Raw genomic sequence first — 23,957 nt, 5'->3', positions numbered from 1 at the left:
TATGTTTTCATATTTGATTGGTGAAGTAAAAATATTAAGAGAAGATTATATTGTATTAGAAACGAATAATATCGGCTATAAAATATTTATGTCGCAAAAAAACATTTCTACATTGATCAAAAATAATACATATAAGATTTATACAGAATTTGTTGTGAGAGATGATGCTGTATTATTGTATGGTTTTGAAAATTTTGATGATTTAGAAATGTTTTTAAATTTAAAACAGGTATCTGGAATTGGACCAAAGGCTGCGTTGTCTATTTTGTCCACTCTAACTGTATATGAGATAGAATTAGCTATAATAGGTAATGATATTAATACTATATCAAAAGCCCCCGGAATTGGTAAAAAGAGTGCAAGCAGGATTATTTTAGAATTATCTGATAAAATAGATATAGAAAAAATAAACAATATTCCAACAATTTCTAATCCAAAAGTAAATATTCAAAATTCCGGAGATTATGAGTTTGCGATTGAAGCATTAATGAATTTAGGATATACAAAAATGGATGCTGAAAATTCATTAAAGGGATTAAATATTGAAAATATGGATTTATCAGATATTGTAAAGGCAGCGTTAAAGAGGATGTAATATGTCAGAAAATAGGATAGTAGGTTCGAGTTTATTGAATGATGAAGAAAAAAGTGAATATTCTTTAAGACCTAGATGGCTTCGTGAATACATAGGGCAGAATAAAGTAAAGGATAAACTTAAAGTATTTATTGAGGCGGCCAAAAAAAGAAATGATGCATTAGATCATGTATTGTTACAAGGTCCTCCAGGGTTAGGAAAAACTACTTTATCACAAATTATTGCAAATGAATTGGGTGTAAAGGTTAAAGTTACTTCAGGACCTGCAATTTCAAGACCTGGAGATCTTGCAAGTATTCTAACTAATTTAGATAAAAATGATGTACTTTTTATTGATGAAATTCATAGAATTAATAAAACTGTTGAGGAAGTTTTATATTCTGCAATGGAGGATTTTGCATTAGATATTATCGTAGGTAAAGGACCTTCAGCACAAAGCTTGAGAATTGATTTAGAAAAATTTACTCTCATAGGAGCTACAACTAAAGCAGGTATGCTTTCATCTCCATTAAGGGATAGATTTGGTGTGTTACTTGAATTAGATTTATATGATGAAAATGATTTGTCTCATATTATTGAGAGATCAGCAGATATATTAAATGTAGGTATAGATAAAGAATCCGCTAAAGAAATAGGGAGACGTTCAAGAGGCACACCAAGAATAGCGAACAGATTATTAAAAAGAGTTAGAGACTACGCTCAAATTAAGGGCGATGGAAGTATAGATTTAAAAACCGCAAAAAAATCATTAGACTTTTTAGAAGTTGACAGTATGGGATTAGATAAACTTGATAAAAAAATAGTTACAATAATAGCTGAAAACTTTAATGGAGGACCGGTAGGTATTGATACTATTGCTGCTGCGACAGGACAAGAATCTGTCACTATAGAAGATGTTTATGAACCATATTTACTACAAATCGGTTTTTTAAACAGAACATCTAGAGGTAGGGTGCTTTCTAAAAAAGCGTATGATCATTTTGGGATTACATATAAGGAAGATTAATGGATACAAAAGATTTTGATTACGAATTAGATCATTCTTTTATTGCTCAACATCCTGAGGATAAAAGATCTGAATCTAAACTTATGATATTAGATAGAAAAAATGAAACAATTGAACATAAGAGATTTTATGATATTATTGACTACTTAAATGAAGGAGATGTTTTGGTAGTTAATAATTCTAAGGTTATTCCTGCTAGATTATTTGGACATAGAAAGGATAAAAAAGAAGCTTTAGAAGTATTTTTATTAACTAATATTGAAGAAAAAAAATGGGAATGTTTAGTAAAACCCGGAAGAAAATTTAAAATTGGTAGTGAAATTATTTTTGATGAAAAATTAAAAGCAGAAGTTATCGATATTACTGAAGAAGGTCATAGAATTTTAGAAATGAAATATGATGGTATATTTAATGAAATATTAAATGAGATTGGAAATGTTCCACTGCCACCATACATTACAGAAAGATTAGAAGATAAATCCAAATATCAAACAGTGTATGCGAAACATGATGGATCAGTCGCTGCACCGACTGCCGGATTACATTTTACAACACAACTGCTTCAACAAATTAAAGATAAGGGCATTAAATTAGCTTATTTAACATTACATGTTGGCTTGGGTACATTTAAGCCTGTTAATGATGAAAAAATTGAAGAACATAAAATGCATAGTGAATATTATATTTTAGACAAAGAAAATGCAGAAACAATTAATGAAGCAAAAAATAAAGGGAATAGAGTTATTGCGGTAGGTACAACATCGGTTCGTACCTTAGAATCAATATCTAGAAAATATGGAAAAGTTCAGGCTGATAGTGATTGGACAGATATCTTTATTTATCCTGGATTTAATTTTAAGACTGTAGATGCTATGATTACTAATTTTCATTTACCAAAATCTACATTGATAATGTTAATTAGTTCATTTTATAATAGAGAAAGAATATTAGAAGCATATGAAGAAGCTAAAAGAAATAATTATAGATTCTTTAGTTTTGGGGATGCAATGTTAATAAAGTAGGTAAAAAATGGCAATAAAATATGAATTAGAGAAAAAATCTTCACAGTGTGAAGCTAGAGCGGGAGTTATACATACGCCGCATGGAGATATTAAAACTCCGGTATTTATGCCTGTTGGGACAAAAGCAACAGTGAAAGCAATGACTCCGGAGGAATTAGAGGATTTAGGTGCACAAATTATATTAGGTAATACTTATCACTTATTTTTAAGACCAGGTGATGATTTGGTAAAAAAAGCAGGTGGATTGCATAAATTTATGAATTGGAATAAACCTATTTTAACGGATAGTGGTGGATTTCAGGTATTCAGTTTAGGGCACATTAATAAAATTACTGAGGAAGGTGTAGTATTTCAATCTCATATTGATGGATCTAAACAAATGATTACTCCAGAAAAATCAATTGAAATTCAACAAAATCTTGGTTCAGATATTATGATGGCTTTTGATGAATGTGTATATCCAACAGCTACTAAAGAGTATGTAGCACAATCATTAGAAATGACCTTAAGATGGCTGGATAGATGTATAGAAACTCATACAAATAAAAATCAAGCATTATTTGGAATTGTACAGGGGGGATTGTTTAAGGATTTAAGAAAAAAATCTGCTGAGGAAACAATTAAAAGAAATTGTCAAGGATTTGCGGTAGGTGGATTAAGTGTTGGAGAAACAAAAGAAGAAATGATAGATATTCTTAGATTTACAACGCCGTTATTACCGGAAGATAAACCAAGATATAATATGGGTGTAGGCACGCCGGATTATTTATTTGAATCAGTCGAAGCCGGTATTGATATGGCTGATTGTGTACTTCCTACAAGAATTGCAAGAAATGGTGCAGCAATGACTTCTCATGGAAAAGTTACTATAAAAAATGCAAAATATAGAGAAGATTTTACACCACTAGATCCGGAGTGTGATTGTTATACATGCAAAAATTATACAAAAGCATATATTAGACACTTAGTAAATGTTAATGAAATTTTAGGAGCTAGATTATTATCATATCATAATTTGTATTTTCTTACACATTTAATGGAAAATATAAGAGAATCAATTTTAGAGGATAGATTTTTAGAATATAAAGAAGAATTTTATAAAAAATATGGATATACTAAGGAGGATTAGATGTCAAATTTATTATTAGCAGCTCAACAACCACAAGGACAACTATTTTCATCAATTTTTATGTTTGCATTGATTGGTATAGCTTTTTACTTTTTACTAATAAGACCGCAAAAGAAACAACAACAAGAATTTAAACAGGCTATGAGTGCATTAAAAGTTGGTGATATAGTAGTAACAAGATCAGGTGCAAAAGGTAAGGTTATAGAAGTTAAAGATGAAACATTTATTATTGAGACCGGAAATAATAATACACAAATTGAATATTTAAAACAGGCACTGAGCCATATTGTATCATATGATAAAGAAAGTAGTGTTAATAATTCGAACTCACAATTTGCAAATGTTCCTGTTGGCGATTTTTCTTATGGCAATGATAAGAGATTTTTAGATAAAATTGAAGAGTTAAAAGCTAAAAAAGATCAAGATAGAAAATATGACTTATTACTTGAAGATGTATATGAGTTTATTGTTGTTGAAAATGATACAGAGGTTATTTCCATACAAAATAAATTTAGACTTGATGAAGAAAGAGCAAATAAAATAGTAGAAGATTTAGAATATTTAGGAGTGTTAAGTAATCTGGATTTAGGAAAAAGAAGAGTGTTAATAGATCCAAGAAATTAGGATTTTGAAAAATGAAAAGTATTTTACTTTTCATTTTTTTATAGGAGTTTTATGGAAAATTGGTATTTAATAAATAAAATAGAAAATTACAATAAAATAAAAGATAAAAAAAATATTACAAGTTTTCAAAAAATATTATTAGCTAATAGAGACATAACTGATGCTTATAAAATAGATAGCATATTTAATTCAAATATTGATAATTTACATTCTCCCTTATTGATGAGAGATATGCAAAAGGGGGTTGATGTATTATTTGATTCTATGATGAAAAATGAAAAAATAATGATTTCCGGTGATTATGATCAAGATGGTGTAGCTGCAACTGTAATACTTTATAAAGGAATTAAATTATTTTATGAAAATGTGTTATACTCAATACCTGATAGAATTGAAGATGGTTATGGATTAAATAAAAATATTGTAGATGATTGTATTGAAAATAATGTTAAATTAATTATAACATGTGATAATGGAATAGCAGCTTTTGAAGCGATAGATTATGCGAAGAAAAATAATATTAGAGTTATAGTTACTGATCATCATGAGGTTGTAAATATAGATGGAGTTGATAATCTTCCAAATGCTGATGCGGTAATTAATCCGCATAGAATGGATGATGATTATCCTTTTGATGATATATGTGGAGCTGTAGTTGCTTATAAATTTATAGATGCAATTATTGAACTGTATGGTAAAAATATTGGATTAGAAAAGAAAAGTATATATTTTCTTCTTCAATTTGCAATGCTTGGGACAGTTTGTGATATGATGAAAATCGTTGATGAAAATAGAATAATAGTTATCGAAGGGTTAAGGCTTATAAATAAAACTAATAATATCGGAATAAAATCCTTGTTAAATGAAATTAAATGGGAAAAGCCGGTAGATATATACACAGTAGGTTTTTTAATTGGTCCTATTATAAATGCAAGTGGAAGAATTTATACAGCAAAATTGGGTGTTGAACTTTTTTTAACTGACAACATTGATGAGGCAAATACATATTCTAAAACCTTAGTTGAATTAAACGATGAAAGAAAGGAAATGACTCAAAAATCTGTAGAATTGGCAATTGAAAATATTGAATATGAAAATATCCATAAAAATGATATAATTGTTGTATATGATTCAAGTATTCATGAAAGTATTTGTGGACTTGTTGCAGGTAGGGTAAAAGATAAGTATAATAAGCCTACATTAATTCTCACTGATTCTTCAAATGAAGGTATCCTAAAAGGATCAGGTAGAAGTATAAGTGCATATAATATGTTTGAAAAATTTAATAATTTTAGGGATGAATTTGTTGCTTTTGGCGGGCATGCAATGGCATGTGGCTTGAGTATAGAAAAAGAAAAATTAAAGTCTTTTAATGAAAAAATTCAATTGGATAGCAATCTCGTGGAGGATGATTTTAATAAGTCAATCGATTTAGATTATTGTTTGAATTTTAAAAATATAGATAAAAACTTAATCAATCAAATAAACGAGCTAAGTCCATACGGTTATGGGTTTTCTGAACCCATATTTGCAAGTAAAAATGTTTTTGTAAGAGATATATTTTTACTTGGAAAAGATAAAAATGTATTAAAGATTAAATTTGAGCAAGATGGCATTTTATTGGATGCGATAAATTTCAGAATTGATGAAATACTTGATAAATTAGAAATTAATATTGATGATATATATATAATTAAAAATAAAAATTATGATATAGTTTATAAAATTGGAGAAAATACTTTTAACGGATACACGAGTATTCAATTAAATTTAATCTCAATGAGGTAATATGTTAGAAAGATTATTAGAGGCGGTAAGAAAATATAATAAGGATTTAGATGTTGAATTAATTACTAAGGCTTTTAATTTAGCAAAAGAAAAACACAAGGGACAAGTGCGTAATTCAGGAGAAGAATATATAGTACATCCTCTTGAAGTTTCAATTATTTTGGCTTCAATGCAAATGGATGATCAGACAATTTGTGCCGGATTGATGCATGATATTTTAGAAGATACAGATTATTCAAAATCTGATATGGAGAAGGAATTTGGAGAAGAAATTACTGCTCTTGTTGATGGCGTAACAAAATTAAAAAATCTTCAATATAAAACAAAAGAAGAAGCTCAAATTGAAAGTATAAGAAAAATGGTATTAGCTATGGCTAATGATATCAGGGTAATTATTATAAAATTATCTGATAGGCTTCATAATATGAGAACATTAGAATATAAAGATAGGGATAAACAAATTAAAACCGCTAATGAAACTTTAGAAATTTATGTTCCTATAGCCCATAGACTAGGAATTAATGCAATTAAATGGGAGCTTGAAGATTTGTGTTTAAGATATATTGATCCTGTATCATATTATTCTGTTGCTCAACAAATTGATCAAAAAAGATCTGAAAGAGAAAAAATTATTCAACATATTATGGACAAATTATCAACTGAACTTGATAAGATAAATATTAGATTTACAATGACAGGAAGACCTAAAGGAATTTATAGTATCTATAATAAGATGCAAAAGCAGGAAACAACAATTGACAATATATTTGATTTGATTGCAGTGAGAGTAATTGTTAAAGATATAAATCAATGTTATGCAGTTTTAGGTATTGTTCACAATTTATGGAAGCCAATACCAGGTAGATTTAAGGATTATATTGCAATGCCAAAACCCAATTTTTACCAATCGTTGCATACAACAGTAATCGGTGAAAAAGGACAAATTTTTGAAGTTCAAATTAGAACTGAAGAAATGCACAGAAATGCTGAATACGGTATTGCTAATCACTGGCAATACAAAGAAGGTAAGAAGAAAGCTTCAAATTTTGACAACAGATTAAATTGGATAAGACAAGTTATAGAATGGGGAAAAGACACGTCAGCATATGAGTTTATTGATAATTTTAAAAATGACTTATTTAATGATGAGGTTTATGTATTTTCACCAAAAGGTGATGTTGTTGATTTACAAAAGGGGGCTACACCGATAGATTTTGCATATAGAGTCCATTCAGAAGTAGGAAACAAATGTGTAGGAGCTAAAATAAACGGTAAAATTCAACCATTAAATTACAAACTTAAAACTGGAGATATTGTAACAATTCTTACTTCTAAAAACTCAACAGGACCAAATCTGGGTTGGCTTGATATGGCAGTTACTCAACATGCAAAAAATAAAATAAGAGCATTTTTTAAGAAAAAATCAAGAGAAGAAAATATCGAACTTGGTCAGGAACTACTTGAAAAAGAACTTAGAAAAAAAGGTCATGATGTTTCAAAATTGATGGTTGATGAATGGCTATTAAATGCAGCTGAAAAAAATAATGCTCTCTCAATTGAGTCATTATATAATTTAATAGGATATGGTACAGTTCAAGTTGAAAATGTTATTAAATTTTTAGAAAAAAAATATAATGATAAATATAAAAAAGAAGAAGAAATTTCAAATCTTGTAAATATTGAGGATAAAAATCCTCATAAAGATAAAAATATTAATGAAGCAATTATAATTGATGATATTACAAATTTAGAAACTAAATTTGCAAAATGTTGTAACCCTGTTCCGGGAGATAAGGTTATAGGATATATAACTCATGGACATGGAGTATCAGTTCATAGAATTAATTGTAAAAACATAATAAATCTTAAAAATAAAGAAAGACTTATTGAAGTAAAATGGAGTGAAAATAATAATTCAAGTTTCCCGGTGCAGGTTAAAGTTATTATTGAAAATAGACCTGCATATTTAGCTGATTTAACTAAAGGGCTTTCTAAGGATGGATTTGATATTTCTGCAATTAATACAAAACAAAATCATGACAGTACAATAAATATATCACTTGTAATTTTAGTAAAGTCTAATTCAGATATTGATAGAATTTATAATATAATAAAAAAAATAGATGGTACTATAAAAGTATTTAGGGAGAAAAATTGAGAGCAATAATTCAAAGAGTTAAATGGGTTAAATTAAATATTGATTCAAACTTATATTCTGAGATTAATAATGGATTATTAGTTTTTTTAGGAGTTTCAGAAGATGATAATATCACTGACTTAAATTATATTAAAAATAAAATTGTTGGGCTAAGGATTTTTGAAGATTCTAATGATAAAATGAATTTATCTGTTAAAGATGTAAAAGGCGAAGTGATGGTTGTATCACAGTTTACATTATTTGGTGATGCTAGAAAAGGTAATAGACCTAATTTTATGAGAGCTGCTAAACAGGAAAAAGCAGAAAAAATTTATAATCAATTTGTCGAAGAAATAAAAAAAGATATTGATATAGTTAAAACGGGAGTTTTTGGAGCAGATATGAAAATAGAGCTGTTAAATGACGGCCCGGTTACAATCCAGTTAGACTCTGAAAAATTATATTGAGGTTTTTATGAAATATAAAGTTTTAAAAAATGGTAATAATCCAATGAATACAAATTGTTATTTGATATATAACGAAGAAACTTTAGATGGATATTTGATAGATGCACCATCTAAAATACAAAAATTTATAGATATTATCGAAGAAAAACAATTAAATATTAAGTATTTATTATTGACTCATGGTCATTTTGATCATATTGAAAAAGTTGATTTTTGGAGAGATAAATATAATTTAAAAGTTGTAGCACATAAATATTGTGAAGATTATTTAACTAACCCTGTTCTTAATTTAAGTTCGGTTTTTGGTAATTCATTTACAACAAATGCTGATATATACTTATCTGATGAAAATGGAGATATAGATATTTTCAAATATATATATACACCCGGACATAGCTATGATAGTGTTATATACATATTAGATAATCTGGTGTTTTGTGGAGATTTAATATTTTTAGAATCTGTTGGAAGGACAGATTTTAAGGGTTCAAATCACAGTGATTTGGTAGCATCAATTCAAAATGTTATTTATGAAATGGATGATGAAAATATTTTGTTGCCCGGACATGGTAGTAATACAAAGGTCGGGCATGAAAAAAAATATAATCCATTTGTTGCATGTAAATAAATTAATTAGGAGAGAAACATGAAAAGAACACATTTTTGTGGACAATTAAGAAAAGAAAATATTGGTGAAGAGGTAGTATTAAATGGTTGGGTTCAAAAATCTAGAGACCTAGGTCCATTAGTATTTATAGATTTGAGAGATAAGTTTGGTATTGCACAAATTGTTTTCAAAAAAGAAGATAATGAAGAACTTTATAATAAGGCTAAAGAATTAAAATCTGAATATGTTGTTGGTGTAAGAGGAAAAGTTTTTGAAAGAGAAAGTAAAAATAAAGATATTCCTACTGGGGATGTAGAAATTATTTCTAGTGAATTAGTTGTTTATGATACTTCTAAAACACCACCAATTTATATAAAAGATAATGATAATGCTTCTGAGGAAATGAGATTAAAATATAGATATTTAGATTTAAGAAAATTGTCTATGCAAAAAATGTTAAGAGATAGAGCTGAAATAGTTAAAGCATTTAGAGATTTCTTGTATGATAATGAATTTATTGAAGTAGAAACTCCAATGCTTACAAAGCCAACTCCTGAAGGAGCAAGGGACTATATTGTACCGTCAAGAATAAGCAAACATGGGTTTTACGCTTTACCACAATCACCACAATTATTTAAGCAAATCTTGATGGTTGCTGGTACAGATAGATATTATCAAATCGTAAAATGTTTTAGAGATGAAGATTTAAGAGCAAATAGACAACCTGAATTTACACAAGTAGATTTAGAAATGAGCTTTGTAGATGAAGAAGATGTAATGGAAATTAATGAAAAATTAATTCAATATATTTTTAAGAGAGTAAAGGGAATTGATTTAAAATTACCATTTAATAGAATGAGCTATGATGACGCTATGTCAAGATTCGGGTCAGATAAACCTGATTTAAGATATGGGTTTGAAATTAAGGATATTTCTGATTTATCGGATAAAATAGAATTTAATTTATTTACAGATTCTGTAAATGAAAACAAGAAAATTAAGGCAATTAACTTTAACGGATTATCATCAAAATATTCAAGAAAACAAATTGATAAAATCACATCTTCAATGAAAGGAATGGGAGCTTCAGGATTAATTTGGTTTAGATATGAAAATGGAGAAATTAATTCCAGCATCAATAAATTTTTAAATGAAGAATATAATGACTCATTAATTGAAAGATTAGAATTAAAAGACGGAGATTTGGCACTTGTAATAATTGATAAAGAACCAAAAGTTTCTGAGTTAATGGGCAGCTTAAGAGTTATGATTGCTTCAGAAAATATTGAATTTAAGGAAGATGAATTTGCTATTACATGGATTAATGAATTTCCTATGTTTGAATATGATGACGAAGAGAATAGATATGTTGCAAAACATCATCCATTCACACATCCGGTTGATGAGGATATTAAATTATTAGATTCAAATCCTGAAAAAATGAGAGCTAAAGCTTATGATTTAGTTATAAATGGAGATGAAATAGGTGGTGGCTCAATTAGAATAAACAATTCTGATTTACAAAATAAAATATTTAATGCTTTAAAATTATCTAAAGAAGATATAGAACGTAAATTTGGATTTTTTGTAGAATCACTTAGCTATGGTACACCTCCACATGGTGGATTGGCATTTGGTTTAGACAGACTTGTTATGACATTATTAAATAAAGATAATATCAAGGATGTAATAGCGTTTCCTAAAACTCAATCAGCTTCATGTTTACTAACTGAAGCACCAACAACAATTGATAAAAAACAATTGGATGAATTAAATATTAGATTTGTTGAAGATTAGAGGAAAAATGAATAAAGTTGGAGTTATAACAAAAGTTGATGATGATAAAGCGGTTGTCATGATGGTATCATCCAAAACATGTGGTGATTGTAGTTGCTCAACATTAACCAAAATACACCATGCAAAATCATGTGAATACGGTAAAAAATATTTAATAGTACAAAATACCATAAATGCAAAAGTTGGGGATCCCGTAAATTTAGAATTTAAGACAACAAAAATGCTGAAAGCATCATTAGTTTTATATATTTTACCACTAATAATAATGGTGGTTGGAATATTAATTTCAAATAAATTACAAGGTAAAAATCCCAGCGATATAATTTCATTTATATCAGGTATTACTGCATTAGTTGTTTCTTATGCGATGTTAAGCTCTTTTGACAAGAAAGAAGACAGAGAAAATTTAATTAAATTAAGCAAATTTAGAGGTTATTAATATGAAGAATATACAAAATTTTGATAGAGAATTATTTGATATCATAAAAAAGGAAGAGAACAGACAACAAAATAATATAGAATTGATAGCTTCTGAAAATTTTGTGTCAAAAGCTATATTAGAAGCTGCAGGTTCAGTATTAACAAATAAATATGCTGAAGGTTATCCGGGCAGAAGATATTATGGAGGTTGTAAATTTATTGATGAAGCAGAACAATTAGCAATAGATAGAGCAAAGCAATTATTTGGAGCTGATCATGCTAATGTACAGCCACATAGTGGTTCAAGTGCAAATTTAGGCGTATACTTTGCATTAATGAATCCATTTGATAAAGTCTTAGCGATGAATCTAAATGAGGGAGGGCATTTAACACATGGTTCTAAGGTAAGTATTTCAGGAACATACTTTAATTTTGTTCATTATGGAGTAGATAAAGAAACAGAATTAATAAATTATGATGATGTATACAAAATTGCTTTAGCGGAAAAACCCAAAATTGTATTAGCTGGTGCTAGTGCATATTCAAGAAAAATAGATTTTAAGAAATTTAAGGAAATTGCTGACGAAGTAGGAGCAATTTTTATGGTAGATATGGCTCATATTGCGGGTTTAGTTGCTGCGGGATTACATCAAAATCCTGTAGAATATGCAGATATAGTTACAAGTACAAGTCATAAAACTTTAAGAGGACCTAGAGGTGCATTTATTTTAAGCACAAAGGAATATGCACAAAAAATTAATAAAGCAATATTCCCCGGGACTCAAGGAGGACCCTTAGAACACATAATTGCTGCAAAGGCAATTTGTTTTAAGGAAGCTATGACTGATGAATTCAAAGAATATCAAAAACAGGTGTTAAAAAACGCTAAAAAATTAGCAGAAGTTTTATCTAAAAGAGGCATAAGACTTGTTTCCGGTGGTACTGATAATCATTTAATTTTGGCTGATGTTTCAAGTGTTGGATTAACAGGAAAAGAAGCTGAGTACATGCTTGATGAAGTTAATATAACTGTAAATAAAAATACTATTCCAAATGAAACAAAAAGTCCAATGGTAACTTCAGGTATAAGACTAGGAACACCAGCAATGACAACAAGAGGAATGAAAGAATATGAAATGGAACAAATTGGTAATTTGATTTGTGATGTTTTATTAAATAAAAAGGAAAATAATGAGATTATAAAAGAAGTAAAATATCTAACTTCTAAATATCCATTATATTAAGGAGTTTATATGGCAAGACCTATTGTAAGTATTATAGGAAGACCAAACGTTGGAAAATCAACATTATTTAATAAATTAGTTGGTAAGAGACTTTCTATTACAGAAGACACACCAGGGGTTACCAGAGATAGATTATATAGTGAAGTTGAATGGCAAAATAATAAATTTGTTTTAGTCGATACAGGAGGATTGGAGTTAGATTATACTGGTGATTTTAATAAAGAAATTGAAATGCAAGCTGATATAGCTATTGATTCTTCGGATTTAATTATGTTTTTAGTAGATGGTAGAGATGGTATGACATCTTTAGATATGCTTATTGCTGAAAAATTAAGAAAATCAGGAAGAGAAGTTTTAGTTGTAGTTAATAAAATTGAAACTAAAGAAACTCCATTATCAGTTTATGAATTTTACAATCTTGGAATTGGTGAATTATATGTTATTTCTGCAGAGCAAGGATATGGAATTGGTGATTTGCTTGATGTAATAATTGAAAAGTTTCCGGATGATAGTTTAAAAGAAGATGAAGAAGACAGGTTAAAAATTGCTGTAATCGGAAAACCGAATGTAGGAAAATCTTCGTTTATCAATATGCTTTTAGGTGAAGAAAGAGCAATTGTATCAGATATTGCGGGAACTACTAGAGATTCTATTGATAGTGATTATGAAAAAGATGGAAAAAAATATACATTTATTGACACGGCAGGACTTAGAAGACAAAGATCTGTTAACACAAGAGTTGAAAAATTTTCTGTGATTAGAACATATAATGCAGTAGATAGATCTGATATAGTTTTATTTTTTATCGACGCAAAAGAAGGTATTACTGAGCAGGATACCAAGATTATAGGATATGCTCATAATAATAATAAAGCATCAATAATTGTTATTAATAAATGGGATGCTATTGAAAAAGAAACAAATACTATGAAGCAGTATGAAGATTTAATTAGAAATAAATTAGGTTTTACGCCTTATGCACCAGTAACATTTATATCAGTGCTAAAAAAGCAAAGAATAGATAAATTATTTGATTTAATAGAAGAAGTGGATCAAAACTATAGCTTTAGAGTAGCGACCGGTACACTAAATACAATGTTAAGAGATGCTATTTTATTAAATCCTCCAAAGGCCAAAAAGGGTAAACAATTAAAAATTTATTATATTTCGCAAGTAACAACAAGACCACCAAAGTTCTTAGTTTATGTAAATGATGAAGAATTAATGCATTTTTCTTACTTGAGATATATAGAAAATAAAATAAGAGAAAATTTTAATTTTAGGGGAGTTCCTATAACTTTAGAAGTTAGAAGTAGGAAATTTGAACAATGATTTATTTACTTATAATATTAATTTCGTATATAATAGGATCTGTTTCGGGAGCTATCATAATTAGTTATACACATTTTAATGAAGATATTAGAACTAAAGGTAGTGGAAATGCAGGTTCAACCAATATTTTTAGAAATTATGGAATGAAATATGCCACTATGGCATTTATTATTGACTCATTAAAAGGATTTCTAGCTCCATTTATAGCATATTATTTAGAGCCTCAATATGGGCAGTATATTGCAGGAGTAGTAGTCGTGATTGGGCATGTTTGGCCGATATATTATGCATTTAAGGGTGGTAAAGGAATGGCGACAAGTATAGGTGTAAATTTATATACAGATTATAAAATTGCAATTTTACAAGCAATAGGATTTTTGATTTTTAACTATACTGTAAAAATTGTATCTGTTGCTTCATTGGCACTTACTATACTAGCATTTGTATATGTTTTAATAGTTCATAATACAAATATAGCTTTTGTAATTATGTCATTGTTAAATACAATAATTGTAATTTATAGTCATAGAGAAAACATTAAAAGATTAATTGAGGGAAAAGAGAAAAAAACAAAAAGAATGGATGTATAACATGGAAATTTCAGTATTAGGTGGTGGTAGTTGGGGTACCGCTATTTCTAAAGAATTATCAAGTAAATATGATGTTATTATGTATGTTAGAAACAAGGATACTTGTAATTCTATAAATAATCTTCATAAAAATGACAGATATTTGAAAGATTACATTTTGCCTGATAACATCAAGGCATCATCTAATATTAAAGATGTGTTAAAAAATAAATACGTGATAAATGCTATACCTACTCAAAAAATAAGAAATATACTGGAAGATTATTCTAAATATTTCAATGAAGATAATATAATTATAAACTTATCTAAGGGAATTGAATTAAATTCAAATTTGAGTATATCAGAAATTTTTGAAGAATTTTTACCTAATAATAAATTTGTAGCATTATCTGGACCGTCACACGCTGAGGAAGTTATTGAATCAATTCCAACATCATTAGTAGCTGCAAGTAAAGATATAAATCTTGCTAGAGATGTTCAAGAATTAATGTCAAGTAACAGCTTAAGAATATATACTAATAATGATTTAGTAGGTGTTGAACTTGGCGGTGCGGTTAAAAATGTATTAGCATTGGGAATAGGTATATTAGATGGTTTAGGATTAGGTGATAACACTAAAGCGGCTATTATGACACGTGGAATACACGAAATGACAAGGTTTTGTGTAGCAATGGGTGGGAAAGATAAGACCTTATATGGATTAGCCGGATTGGGAGATTTGATTGTAACAGCAACTTCAATACATAGTAGAAATAGAAAAGCAGGAGAACTAATAGGTAAAGGTCATACAATTTCTACTTTAGAAAATGAAATAGGAATGGTTGTAGAATCTATATCAACATGTAAAGCTTTATATAATATCAGTAAGCAAAAAAAAATATATATGCCGATAACCGAAGTGATATACAAAATATTATATGAAAATTTAGATATAAAGAGTGCTACAAAATTTTTAATGAATAAGGAAAATAAAGATGAATTTGAATTTTAAGAGAATATTAAAATATAAAAAAAGTATAATTTTAATAGTTGTTCTTATCTTTTCACTAATAATAGTTTTATTTTCTATAATTTATTCATTATTTAAAAATAAAAATAATGAAGATAATTTATATAATGTTGGTAATACATATGAGGTAAATAACAATATTTCAGGAAGTGGAGTTGCAATATTTGACGAATTTGTGTTTGAAAATTTTGATAATATTGAAACAAAAATAGACAGTAAAAAAGTTTATAGAGCTGATAGTGTTGTTGATAATACTAATAATTTCGATGCATATGAAAATGCCACGAAAATATATAATGTTTTAAAAGATACTAAAAAATCTAAAAACATTAATGATATTAGAAATTTTGAAAAAATAAAAAATAATATAATTAATAATAAAATAAATTTTTTAGACATTAGTTCAATTAAAAACTTAAACAATTCAAATAATTCTGAAAAAATGATAAATTATCTAAATGAATATATTAAAAATAAATCTGTAAAAGTTGATAGTTCAGGATATATTGTAAATTTTTATGATGGATATGAAACTATTTATAATATTGATTCATTAGAAAGTTCAAATTTAGAACTTATTACAAATAAAACAAATAATAAAATTGTAAAAATACCGGGCTTAAAATATGTAAATAATAAATATTTTTATTTTTTAACGTATATTAAAGATGCACAAAAATTAAATAAGGATTATTTACAGACCGCAAAATTAAAAATTGATAAAAAAAATTATAATGCAACAATTGAAAAATCAATAAATTATAAAGATGGATTAATTGTATTATATAAATTATTTGATAATATAGAAGGATTTGTAAATAATAGATTTATAAATTTTGAATTAGAAACTATTAAATTATTTACATATAAAGTTCCTAAAAGTGCAGTTTTTAATCAATATAATGTAGAGGGAGTTTATTTTATTAAAAATAATAAAGTAAAATTTACCCCTGTTAAAATTATAAAAAATGAAAATGATTTTGTATATGTATCAAATAATTTCAAGGAAATTTTTCCGAATATTACATCTTCAATATATAAAGATTTTGAAGAATTAAATCCATTTTCTAAGATAATCTTAAATCCTAAAAATTATAGGGAAAATGATGATTATAAATAAAAATAGAAAATTGTTTGTGAATAAGTTATAATAAGAAATATAAAATAATAAGGAGGAATAATGGCTTTTTGGGATAAGGTAAAAGATTTTATTGGAATTGAAGAAGATTATTATGAAGAAGATGAATTTCAAAATGATGTAAATGATTCTGATTATGGAGAAAAAGTTGAAAAGAAATCAGAGTCCACATTATATGCTTCAGACAAAAAAGAAGAAAATAATAATACTTATGAAAAAAAATTCGACTTAAATAGAAGTTATAGAACTGAAACAAGACAAACAAATAATAAAAATTTAGGAGTTAATAAAAGTATGTTAGTGTCAATAAAAGAACCTTTAACATTTGATGATGTTAAAAATGTATTAGATGATGTTATATCAGGAAAGACAGTAGTTTTAAACTTGGAGATGTTAGAAATTGATATAAAAACTCAAATTTTTTATTTTGTAAGTGGCGGTTTGTATTCACTAAGAGGTTCATTACATAATGTAACAAAAGATATTTATGTTTTAGTTCCTGAAGGAGTAAGCGTAGATTCAAAATTAAAAGAAACTATTGCTGAAAAATCATTATATCAAATTTAATTGATACAAGGGCGTAAGCCCTTTTTTTATTAAGAGGTAATATTATGATGTATATTTTAGTTTTTATAGTAGCTGTATTAATAGATCAGCTTACAAAGTTGTGGGCTATTTCTAATTTAAAGGGACAGGCTCAAATTAAACTGGTAGATAATTGGTTACATTTAACTTATTTAGAAAATTCCGGTGCAGCGTGGGGAATATTTCAAAATGCAACCTTAATTTTTGCACTAATGACAATTTTAATTTGTTTTGGAATTTGTTGGTATTTATTAAAAAATAGTAACAATATTGACATTTACATTAAAATTCCATTGGTTATAATATTGGCAGGGGCTATTGGAAATTTAATTGATAGATTAAGATTACAATATGTTGTAGATTTTATATACACTCCTCTTGGAGGACTATATGACTTCCCTGTATTTAACTTTGCTGATATGTTTGTATCCTTATCTGCTATTTTTTTAATAATTTATGTTTATTTTTTTGAGGCTAAAAAATGATTATAGGAAACGGATGGGATAATATTCTTGAAAAAATATTAAAATCTGATGAATTTCAAAATTTTTATATTAATCTTAGTAGGGAATATGATATTTATGATGTTTACCCAAATTATGAGAATATATTCAATGCATTTAAATTAACTAAATATGAAGATATAAAAATAGTGATTATTGGACAGGATCCATATCATCAAAAAGGACAAGCTAATGGATTGGCTTTTTCAGTTAATTCTAATATTAAAACACCTCCTTCCCTTAAAAATATTTTTAAGGAAATTAGTTCGGATCTAGGCATTGAAAATAAAAATCCGGATTTGACAGCTTGGGCTAAGCAAGGTGTTTTACTTTTGAATACTATTCTTACTGTAAAAGATAGTAGTCCCAGATCATATGCGAATTCATATTGGGGTGTTTTTTCTGTTGAAGTAATAAAAAAAATTTCAGAAAGAAAAAATATAATCTTTATGTTATGGGGAAATGATGCGATTTCTTTATCAAAATATATAGATGAGGATAATTTTATATTGACATCAACACACCCTTCTCCATTATCTGCATATAGAGGATTTTTAGGATGTAAACATTTTTCAAAAGCAAATGAAATATTAGAACAGTTAAATAAACCAAAAATTAATTGGAGTACAGATGAAAATAAAGGTTTTAGATAACGAAAATCAAAGATTAGATCAATTTTTATCAGATTATTTTGAGGACATTTCCAGGTCAAAGTTTTCAAATTTAATAAAAAATGATTGTGTATTTGTAAATGGAGTTAAACAAAAATCTAAATATATTGTAAAATTAAATGATGTTATAGATGTAGAGCTTGATTGTCTTAAAATAAAAAAATTGGAGCCACAAAATTTATCTATTGAAATTTTATATGAAGATGAGGATATTGCCATTATTAATAAACCTAAGGGGATAATATCCCATCCGACAAATAGCATTAGAACAAATACGGTTGTAAATTTTTTGATGTCAATGTATGAAAATTTACCAAATTTAAATGGAGAGGATAGAGAGGGAATTGTCCATAGACTTGACAAAGATACATCCGGACTTATGATTGTGGCATTAAATGACGAATCTATGATTAACTTAAAATCAATGTTTGAAAATAGAAGCATTATAAAAAAATATAGGGCTATCGTAAATAATAGATTTGAAAATTTAAGTGGCATTATTGAAAAAAATATCTCTAGAAGCATGAAAAATCGTAAATTAATGACTGTTGATGAAAATGGTAAATATGCTAAAACCGGATATAAAGTTGTAATGCAAAATAGTCAATACGCTTATTTAGATATTGAATTATTTACGGGCAGAACTCATCAAATTAGAGTTCATTTATCAAGTATTAATCATCCAATTTTGGGAGATAAGGATTATAACAATAATAAGAGTAATTTTAATATTGATGGACAATTACTTCAAGCATATTATTTAGAATTTAAACATCCAATAACAAATAAATTAATTAAGATTGAAATTCCAATGTATCCCGAATTTAGTAAATACTATAATATAATTTTCGGAGAGGAAGGAATAAATGAAAAATTTAATTAAAACATATAATTTTAATAAAACTGAAGAAAATTTAGTTTATATAGAAACAATAAAAAATAAGGGAATGATTAAGTTTACAATTTCAGGGTTAATTTCAAAATCAATTAGTGAAGGAAAAGACAGGATATATTCCACTTTTAAAATGAATGGATTAAAATTTCCTTATGGAAGAGTAATTACAAATTTATTTCCTGCAGATATAAAAAAACAGGGTACACACTATGATTTACCAATAGCACTATCTATTTTGGTAAATCAAGGATATCTTAAGTACCCTGGTGATTATCTTGTGTGTGGAGAGTTATCATTAAACGGAGATTTAGTTGAAATTGATAATCCAATACGAATAATTAATTTTTGTCTTAAAAATAATATAAAAAATGTGATCATGCCTTATGGCGATTATCCATATCTATCGCTATATAAAGATATAAATATTTATATGGCAAGGAATATTTCAGAGGTAATAAATCACTTCAATGGTAAAAATAATTTGCTATTTAATAAAAATTTTGTAATTAATGAAAATATTATAGAAACATCAATAAATGATATTTTATCTCAAAAAGCATTGATAAGAGCTTTAATAATCTCAATTTCAGGTAATCATAGTATTTTAATAAAAGGCCCCGTCGGCACAGGAAAAACTTTTTCTATAAAGTCAATTAAATCTTTGTTCTTAAAATTAAATTCAAAAGAATCTCTAATTTTATCGGATATTTTAACTAGATTTTATAAAAGTAATACATTTACAAGCTATCCGCAAATCATCTATCCTAAAAATAATGTAAGTGTAAATGAGCTATTTGGCAATGAAAGAAAAATTGGAACATGCACAATGTCAAATTTTGGATTTTTAGTTTTTGATGAACTAAATACATTTAATAAAAATATAATTGATAAACTAAAAAGTTTATTAGATTTTGATGAAGTAATAAAATTTAATAAAAAGATGTATTATGAATATCCAGTTAAAAGTACAGTAATTACCACAATGAACACATGTCCATGTGGTAATTATGGAACTGAGGAAAAATGTATATGTACTCAAAAAGAAATACAAAACTTTAATAAAAAAATTGATAAGGCTTTATTAGATAGATTTAATATAAAGATAACGGTAACTTCAGCTAAAAAAATATCTAATAGTAATTCAGAAAAATATAATATTGAAGATATTAAAAATAGTATTGAAAAGGCAAAAATTAGACAATATCATAGATACAATTCAGACATAACTACGAATGGAAGTCTTAACAATTTTCAAATAAAAAAATATATTATTGTTTCAGAAAATATAAATAATTTATTAGAAATGCTTAAACAAAAATATAATTTATCACAAAGATCTGTTGATAACATATTAAAAGTTGCACGTACAATTGCTGATTATGAAGGAAATCAAGAAATAGAAGAAGAATATATATTTGAAGCATTGAATTATATAAAATAAAATAAAATTCCCATTGACGCCACTAGTCCTCACTCCTAAAGGAGTTTCGGAGGTGGCTACATGGGAATTTTATTTTAAACATTTAAATAGTTAAAATATTTAAATTTCTGAGTTATATTTGAAACTTTTTTAGTTTTTGACAATGTTTTTATGTTATAAGAAAATTTAATTAAAAAATAATTAAATTATTGACAATATATATATATATATAATGTTATATGAATGATATGCATAATATTATGTATATTAAATTTATATTTTAGGAGAAAATTTATGAAAAACACAAATACAAAAAAAATAGTTATTGGGATGATGGCTTTAATGCTAACATTCGGAACATTAGGCAACACAGCTAAAGCTGTAAATAGTCCGTCAATGTCTGTCGATAAAAATACAAAAGAATTGTATTATAAAACTGACTTTAAACCAAATGTTAAATTATATAGACCTGACTGGATACATAATCCTAGCAAACCTTATTCATTAGAAGGTAATAAAATCAAGTTTTTATTTACTGAAAATGTAGATAAACTTTATCATTATGCTGAAAATGATATAATTATAGCGGCTTACCTAAAAGAAATCGACTTTAATGATAGAAACAATGGATGGAACGGAGTAACAGAAATCCATAAAATACAATATGTATTAAAAGTAGACAAAATAACCAAGAATTTTACAACAATTCCTCATCCATGGGGAAATCATAAAAAACCTTTTACAGCACATTTATTAGAGGGAACTCTTATTCCATTGTCAGAAGCATTAGAAGAAACTAAAGAAGGAAGAAAGATAAGAGAAAAAGTAGAAGAGAGCATGACAAAAATAGATGGAGAAAAGTTAAATTTAAGACCATTTAATGAAGAAGCGAAAGCATATTCAAAAGAAGAAGTGGGAGAAATTTATGTTTCATTAAAAGAAACAGAAAAGATTCTTTCAGAAGAAGAAAGAAAAACAGAGGAAAAGAAGATAGAAGAAAAGAATACACATTCAGAAAAAGAAATAAAAACAATAGATAAAAAAGAAAGTAATAAAGAAACTTCTAAAGAAGAAAGTAAGAAAGAAAGTAATAAAGAAACTTCTAAAGAAGAAATTAAAAAAGAAAGTAAGAAAGAAAATCCTAATACAGGAGATGCTGGTTCATTAACAGCAGTAATGTCAGCCGTATTGTCAGCAGTAGCATTGTTTGTTTCTAGAAAAAGAAAATAGTTAACGTATTTGATTAAGTTTTGTTGGCAATTAGTTCAAGGGGTGGAAAAATGAATATATTAAAATATTTGGGTATCGAGGAAAAAGATTTTAATAAATACTATATAAAAGTAACAAAACAAAGTGAATTTAATTATGATGCAATAAATGATTTTTATAATGATTATTATAAAATGGTAATAAATTTAGCATTTTCCAGAGAAAAAGATTCAAATAAAAGATTAAATTTTAATTATCAAATGTTTGATAATAAAGTTGGAAAAAATAGATATATATTACATTTTATTAATTTAAAAAAAGGTACAAATAAATATATCTTTGTCGGAGCTTTTGAAAAAATAGGTGAAATAGAACTTGAAAATGAAAATGGAAAAGTATTAATTCATCATAAATTAAAAAAATTGAAAGGATTTGATAAATTTGAAGGAAAATTGATTATAGAAAAAAATACTCCAAGAGGAAATCAAAAAATGAGATATAAAGGAGAAGAACAACATACCCTAAATTATTTCAAGTTTTGTGAAATGTAATATATATCATATAAATAAAATATGATAAAAAACCACTAAATTACTTTACAAGTCTATTTTGAGTTGTTAAAAGTTTATTTAGTGGTTTTTTATTTAATAAATTAGAAGTGTAAAAATCTTAAAAATTTAGTTATATAGTAATATTTTTGCTTTTTTTTAATTAATAAGTCTATAGATGTAAAAACATGCTTGATTTTTTTAGCTTTTGTTTATTTTTCGGTATTTTTATGATATAATACAGTGTAATTAATTTATGGAGGTATATATGATAGGAGCAAATGAAATTAAAAAAGGTATGACATTAGAATATGATAATGGAATTTATGAAGTTTTAGATTTTCAACATGTTAAACCGGGAAAAGGACCAGCATTTATTAGAACAAAAATAAGAAATGTTATGAATGGTTCATCAAAAGATGTAACATTAAATCCAAATGATAAGTTTAATCAAGTAATTATTGAAACAAAAGAAATGCAGTATTTATACAATGATGGTACTTTATATTATTTTATGGATCCGGAAACATATGAACAAATACCAATGGATTATGATATTTTTGAAGAAGCATCTCAATTTGTAAAAGAAAATACAAATGCAATAATTAAGTTTTATAACGGAAAGGCTTTCTCAATTGAAGCACCTAACTTTGTTGAATTAGAAGTTACAGACACAGAACCCGGTTTTAAAGGGGATACAGCTCAAGGAGCAACAAAACCTGCAACAGTTGAAACAGGTTATACATTAAACGTTCCGCTATTTATCGAAATTGGTACTGTATTAAAAATTGATACAAGAACGGGTGAATATTTATCAAGGGTTTAAGATGAATAGAGTTGACGAACGAAAATGGGTTATTAAGATTATTTTTCAAAATGAATTTAACGAAATAGATTTGAAAAAATTAGATTTTTATATAACTGAAAATGGATTAGAGCCTTCAAAATTTATTGTTTCATCTCTAACGTCAATATTAAAAAATATTGAAAAAATAGATGAAATTATAAAATCTAAATTGCAAACAAATAGAAGTTTTGAAAATATGCTTCCTATTGAAAAAGCGATATTGAGAGTTTCTATTAATGAATTTGTAATTCAAAAGCATGTTCCTACAAGTGTTTCAATTAATGAAGCTGTTGAATGTGCTAAAGAATTTTCTAATCCGGATTCTTATAAATTTATAAATGGTATACTTTCATCTATAGCAAAGGATATTTAAT

Annotated in this window: 25 protein-coding genes; all 25 read left to right on the top strand. The window is 26.7% G+C overall.

The genetic code is table 11. The annotated features are described in order from the left end of the window. Position 1: 1 nt before the first annotated feature. The 25 genes from ruvA to nusB all read left to right on the top strand — a co-directional run bounded on the left by ruvA (position 2) and on the right by nusB (position 23,956). Positions 2–595: a Holliday junction branch migration protein RuvA gene (gene ruvA / locus ABGF45_RS00790; RefSeq protein ID WP_134744331.1), complete on the top strand. Its 594-nt coding sequence runs from the start codon at positions 2–4 to the stop codon at positions 593–595. Position 596: 1 nt separating this feature from the next. Beyond that, positions 597–1,601, top strand: coding sequence for a Holliday junction branch migration DNA helicase RuvB (gene ruvB, locus ABGF45_RS00785; protein ID WP_134744332.1), 1,005 nt, complete (start codon positions 597–599; stop codon positions 1,599–1,601). Beyond that, positions 1,601–2,623 (top strand): tRNA preQ1(34) S-adenosylmethionine ribosyltransferase-isomerase QueA, encoded by a 1,023-nt coding sequence (gene queA / locus ABGF45_RS00780; RefSeq protein WP_134744333.1) that lies wholly within the window; start codon positions 1,601–1,603, stop codon positions 2,621–2,623. The genes ruvB and queA overlap by 1 nt, the downstream gene beginning before the upstream one ends. A 7-nt stretch (positions 2,624–2,630) precedes the next feature. Further along, on the top strand, positions 2,631–3,752 hold the full coding sequence (tgt, locus tag ABGF45_RS00775; RefSeq protein ID WP_134710628.1) for a tRNA guanosine(34) transglycosylase Tgt: 1,122 nt from the start codon (positions 2,631–2,633) through the stop codon (positions 3,750–3,752). Further along, complete coding sequence (gene yajC, locus ABGF45_RS00770; RefSeq protein ID WP_134710629.1) at positions 3,753–4,376, top strand: preprotein translocase subunit YajC; 624 nt, start codon at positions 3,753–3,755, stop codon at positions 4,374–4,376. A gap of 51 nt (positions 4,377–4,427) precedes the next feature. Then, complete coding sequence (gene recJ / locus ABGF45_RS00765) at positions 4,428–6,164, top strand: single-stranded-DNA-specific exonuclease RecJ (protein WP_134744334.1); 1,737 nt, start codon at positions 4,428–4,430, stop codon at positions 6,162–6,164. Position 6,165: 1 nt separating this feature from the next. Beyond that, positions 6,166–8,322, top strand: coding sequence for a bifunctional (p)ppGpp synthetase/guanosine-3',5'-bis(diphosphate) 3'-pyrophosphohydrolase (locus ABGF45_RS00760; protein WP_134744335.1), 2,157 nt, complete (start codon positions 6,166–6,168; stop codon positions 8,320–8,322). Then, a complete protein-coding gene (dtd, locus tag ABGF45_RS00755) occupies positions 8,319–8,768 on the top strand; it encodes a D-aminoacyl-tRNA deacylase (protein WP_134710632.1) in 450 nt (149 codons plus the stop codon). Before ABGF45_RS00760 ends, dtd begins: the two co-directional genes overlap by 4 nt. Positions 8,769–8,775: 7 nt before the next feature. Beyond that, entirely contained in the window at positions 8,776–9,396 is a 621-nt protein-coding gene (locus ABGF45_RS00750) for an MBL fold metallo-hydrolase (RefSeq protein WP_134710633.1), read from the top strand. 18 nt (positions 9,397–9,414) lie between these two features. Further along, entirely contained in the window at positions 9,415–11,172 is a 1,758-nt protein-coding gene (gene aspS / locus ABGF45_RS00745; protein ID WP_134710634.1) for an aspartate--tRNA ligase, read from the top strand. A gap of 7 nt (positions 11,173–11,179) precedes the next feature. Then, entirely contained in the window at positions 11,180–11,611 is a 432-nt protein-coding gene (locus ABGF45_RS00740; RefSeq protein WP_134744336.1) for a SoxR reducing system RseC family protein, read from the top strand. A 1-nt stretch (position 11,612) separates the two neighbouring features. Beyond that, on the top strand, positions 11,613–12,836 hold the full coding sequence (gene glyA / locus ABGF45_RS00735; protein ID WP_134710636.1) for a serine hydroxymethyltransferase: 1,224 nt from the start codon (positions 11,613–11,615) through the stop codon (positions 12,834–12,836). 9 nt (positions 12,837–12,845) lie between these two features. Further along, positions 12,846–14,168, top strand: a complete 1,323-nt coding sequence (der, locus tag ABGF45_RS00730) for a ribosome biogenesis GTPase Der (protein WP_134710637.1) — start codon at positions 12,846–12,848, stop codon at positions 14,166–14,168. Continuing rightward, positions 14,165–14,758, top strand: coding sequence for a glycerol-3-phosphate 1-O-acyltransferase PlsY (gene plsY, locus ABGF45_RS00725; protein WP_134710638.1), 594 nt, complete (start codon positions 14,165–14,167; stop codon positions 14,756–14,758). The genes der and plsY overlap by 4 nt, the downstream gene beginning before the upstream one ends. A 1-nt stretch (position 14,759) precedes the next feature. Then, positions 14,760–15,749 (top strand): NAD(P)H-dependent glycerol-3-phosphate dehydrogenase, encoded by a 990-nt coding sequence (locus tag ABGF45_RS00720; RefSeq protein ID WP_134710639.1) that lies wholly within the window; start codon positions 14,760–14,762, stop codon positions 15,747–15,749. Continuing rightward, on the top strand, positions 15,733–16,887 hold the full coding sequence (locus ABGF45_RS00715; RefSeq protein WP_134710640.1) for an HlyD family efflux transporter periplasmic adaptor subunit: 1,155 nt from the start codon (positions 15,733–15,735) through the stop codon (positions 16,885–16,887). The genes ABGF45_RS00720 and ABGF45_RS00715 overlap by 17 nt, the downstream gene beginning before the upstream one ends. A 60-nt stretch (positions 16,888–16,947) precedes the next feature. After that, on the top strand, positions 16,948–17,472 hold the full coding sequence (locus ABGF45_RS00710) for a cell division protein SepF (RefSeq protein ID WP_245151251.1): 525 nt from the start codon (positions 16,948–16,950) through the stop codon (positions 17,470–17,472). Positions 17,473–17,516: 44 nt separating this feature from the next. Next, positions 17,517–17,975: a signal peptidase II gene (lspA, locus tag ABGF45_RS00705; RefSeq protein WP_134710641.1), complete on the top strand. Its 459-nt coding sequence runs from the start codon at positions 17,517–17,519 to the stop codon at positions 17,973–17,975. Beyond that, the gene (locus ABGF45_RS00700; protein ID WP_134710642.1) at positions 17,972–18,646 is read left to right on the top strand and encodes a uracil-DNA glycosylase; all 675 of its coding nucleotides are present in this window, start codon (positions 17,972–17,974) and stop codon (positions 18,644–18,646) included. The genes lspA and ABGF45_RS00700 overlap by 4 nt, the downstream gene beginning before the upstream one ends. After that, the gene (locus tag ABGF45_RS00695) at positions 18,624–19,547 is read left to right on the top strand and encodes an RluA family pseudouridine synthase (RefSeq protein WP_134710643.1); all 924 of its coding nucleotides are present in this window, start codon (positions 18,624–18,626) and stop codon (positions 19,545–19,547) included. The genes ABGF45_RS00700 and ABGF45_RS00695 overlap by 23 nt, the downstream gene beginning before the upstream one ends. Beyond that, a complete protein-coding gene (locus tag ABGF45_RS00690; RefSeq protein ID WP_134744337.1) occupies positions 19,531–21,000 on the top strand; it encodes an ATP-binding protein in 1,470 nt (489 codons plus the stop codon). The genes ABGF45_RS00695 and ABGF45_RS00690 overlap by 17 nt, the downstream gene beginning before the upstream one ends. A gap of 273 nt (positions 21,001–21,273) precedes the next feature. Beyond that, entirely contained in the window at positions 21,274–22,209 is a 936-nt protein-coding gene (locus tag ABGF45_RS00685; RefSeq protein ID WP_167554142.1) for an NPXTG-anchored protein, read from the top strand. Between the two features lie 50 nt (positions 22,210–22,259). After that, positions 22,260–22,739, top strand: a complete 480-nt coding sequence (locus ABGF45_RS00680) for a hypothetical protein (RefSeq protein ID WP_134744339.1) — start codon at positions 22,260–22,262, stop codon at positions 22,737–22,739. Positions 22,740–23,004: 265 nt separating this feature from the next. Then, entirely contained in the window at positions 23,005–23,562 is a 558-nt protein-coding gene (gene efp, locus ABGF45_RS00675) for an elongation factor P (protein WP_134710650.1), read from the top strand. A 1-nt stretch (position 23,563) separates the two neighbouring features. Then, positions 23,564–23,956 (top strand): transcription antitermination factor NusB, encoded by a 393-nt coding sequence (gene nusB, locus ABGF45_RS00670; protein WP_134710651.1) that lies wholly within the window; start codon positions 23,564–23,566, stop codon positions 23,954–23,956. The last annotated feature ends 1 nt before the right edge of the window (position 23,957 follow it).

Source organism: Helcococcus sp. KG196 (genome assembly GCF_046035495.1).
Taxonomy (GTDB): Bacteria; Bacillota; Clostridia; order Tissierellales; family Peptoniphilaceae; genus Helcococcus; species Helcococcus ovis.
Note: the sequence above shows the minus strand (reverse complement) of the source record. Positions and strands in the feature narration are given on the sequence as shown.

Coding starts and splice junctions, on each gene's coding strand:
- ruvA (WP_134744331.1), top strand. CDS start 2: ATGTTTTCATATTTGATTGGTGAAGTAAAAATATTAAGAGAAGATTAT.
- ruvB (WP_134744332.1), top strand. CDS start 597: ATGTCAGAAAATAGGATAGTAGGTTCGAGTTTATTGAATGATGAAGAA.
- queA (WP_134744333.1), top strand. CDS start 1,601: ATGGATACAAAAGATTTTGATTACGAATTAGATCATTCTTTTATTGCT.
- tgt (WP_134710628.1), top strand. CDS start 2,631: ATGGCAATAAAATATGAATTAGAGAAAAAATCTTCACAGTGTGAAGCT.
- yajC (WP_134710629.1), top strand. CDS start 3,753: ATGTCAAATTTATTATTAGCAGCTCAACAACCACAAGGACAACTATTT.
- recJ (WP_134744334.1), top strand. CDS start 4,428: ATGGAAAATTGGTATTTAATAAATAAAATAGAAAATTACAATAAAATA.
- ABGF45_RS00760 (WP_134744335.1), top strand. CDS start 6,166: ATGTTAGAAAGATTATTAGAGGCGGTAAGAAAATATAATAAGGATTTA.
- ABGF45_RS00750 (WP_134710633.1), top strand. CDS start 8,776: ATGAAATATAAAGTTTTAAAAAATGGTAATAATCCAATGAATACAAAT.
- aspS (WP_134710634.1), top strand. CDS start 9,415: ATGAAAAGAACACATTTTTGTGGACAATTAAGAAAAGAAAATATTGGT.
- ABGF45_RS00740 (WP_134744336.1), top strand. CDS start 11,180: ATGAATAAAGTTGGAGTTATAACAAAAGTTGATGATGATAAAGCGGTT.
- glyA (WP_134710636.1), top strand. CDS start 11,613: ATGAAGAATATACAAAATTTTGATAGAGAATTATTTGATATCATAAAA.
- der (WP_134710637.1), top strand. CDS start 12,846: ATGGCAAGACCTATTGTAAGTATTATAGGAAGACCAAACGTTGGAAAA.
- plsY (WP_134710638.1), top strand. CDS start 14,165: ATGATTTATTTACTTATAATATTAATTTCGTATATAATAGGATCTGTT.
- ABGF45_RS00720 (WP_134710639.1), top strand. CDS start 14,760: ATGGAAATTTCAGTATTAGGTGGTGGTAGTTGGGGTACCGCTATTTCT.
- ABGF45_RS00715 (WP_134710640.1), top strand. CDS start 15,733: ATGAATTTGAATTTTAAGAGAATATTAAAATATAAAAAAAGTATAATT.
- ABGF45_RS00710 (WP_245151251.1), top strand. CDS start 16,948: ATGGCTTTTTGGGATAAGGTAAAAGATTTTATTGGAATTGAAGAAGAT.
- lspA (WP_134710641.1), top strand. CDS start 17,517: ATGATGTATATTTTAGTTTTTATAGTAGCTGTATTAATAGATCAGCTT.
- ABGF45_RS00700 (WP_134710642.1), top strand. CDS start 17,972: ATGATTATAGGAAACGGATGGGATAATATTCTTGAAAAAATATTAAAA.
- ABGF45_RS00695 (WP_134710643.1), top strand. CDS start 18,624: ATGAAAATAAAGGTTTTAGATAACGAAAATCAAAGATTAGATCAATTT.
- ABGF45_RS00690 (WP_134744337.1), top strand. CDS start 19,531: ATGAAAAATTTAATTAAAACATATAATTTTAATAAAACTGAAGAAAAT.
- ABGF45_RS00685 (WP_167554142.1), top strand. CDS start 21,274: ATGAAAAACACAAATACAAAAAAAATAGTTATTGGGATGATGGCTTTA.
- ABGF45_RS00680 (WP_134744339.1), top strand. CDS start 22,260: ATGAATATATTAAAATATTTGGGTATCGAGGAAAAAGATTTTAATAAA.
- efp (WP_134710650.1), top strand. CDS start 23,005: ATGATAGGAGCAAATGAAATTAAAAAAGGTATGACATTAGAATATGAT.
- nusB (WP_134710651.1), top strand. CDS start 23,564: ATGAATAGAGTTGACGAACGAAAATGGGTTATTAAGATTATTTTTCAA.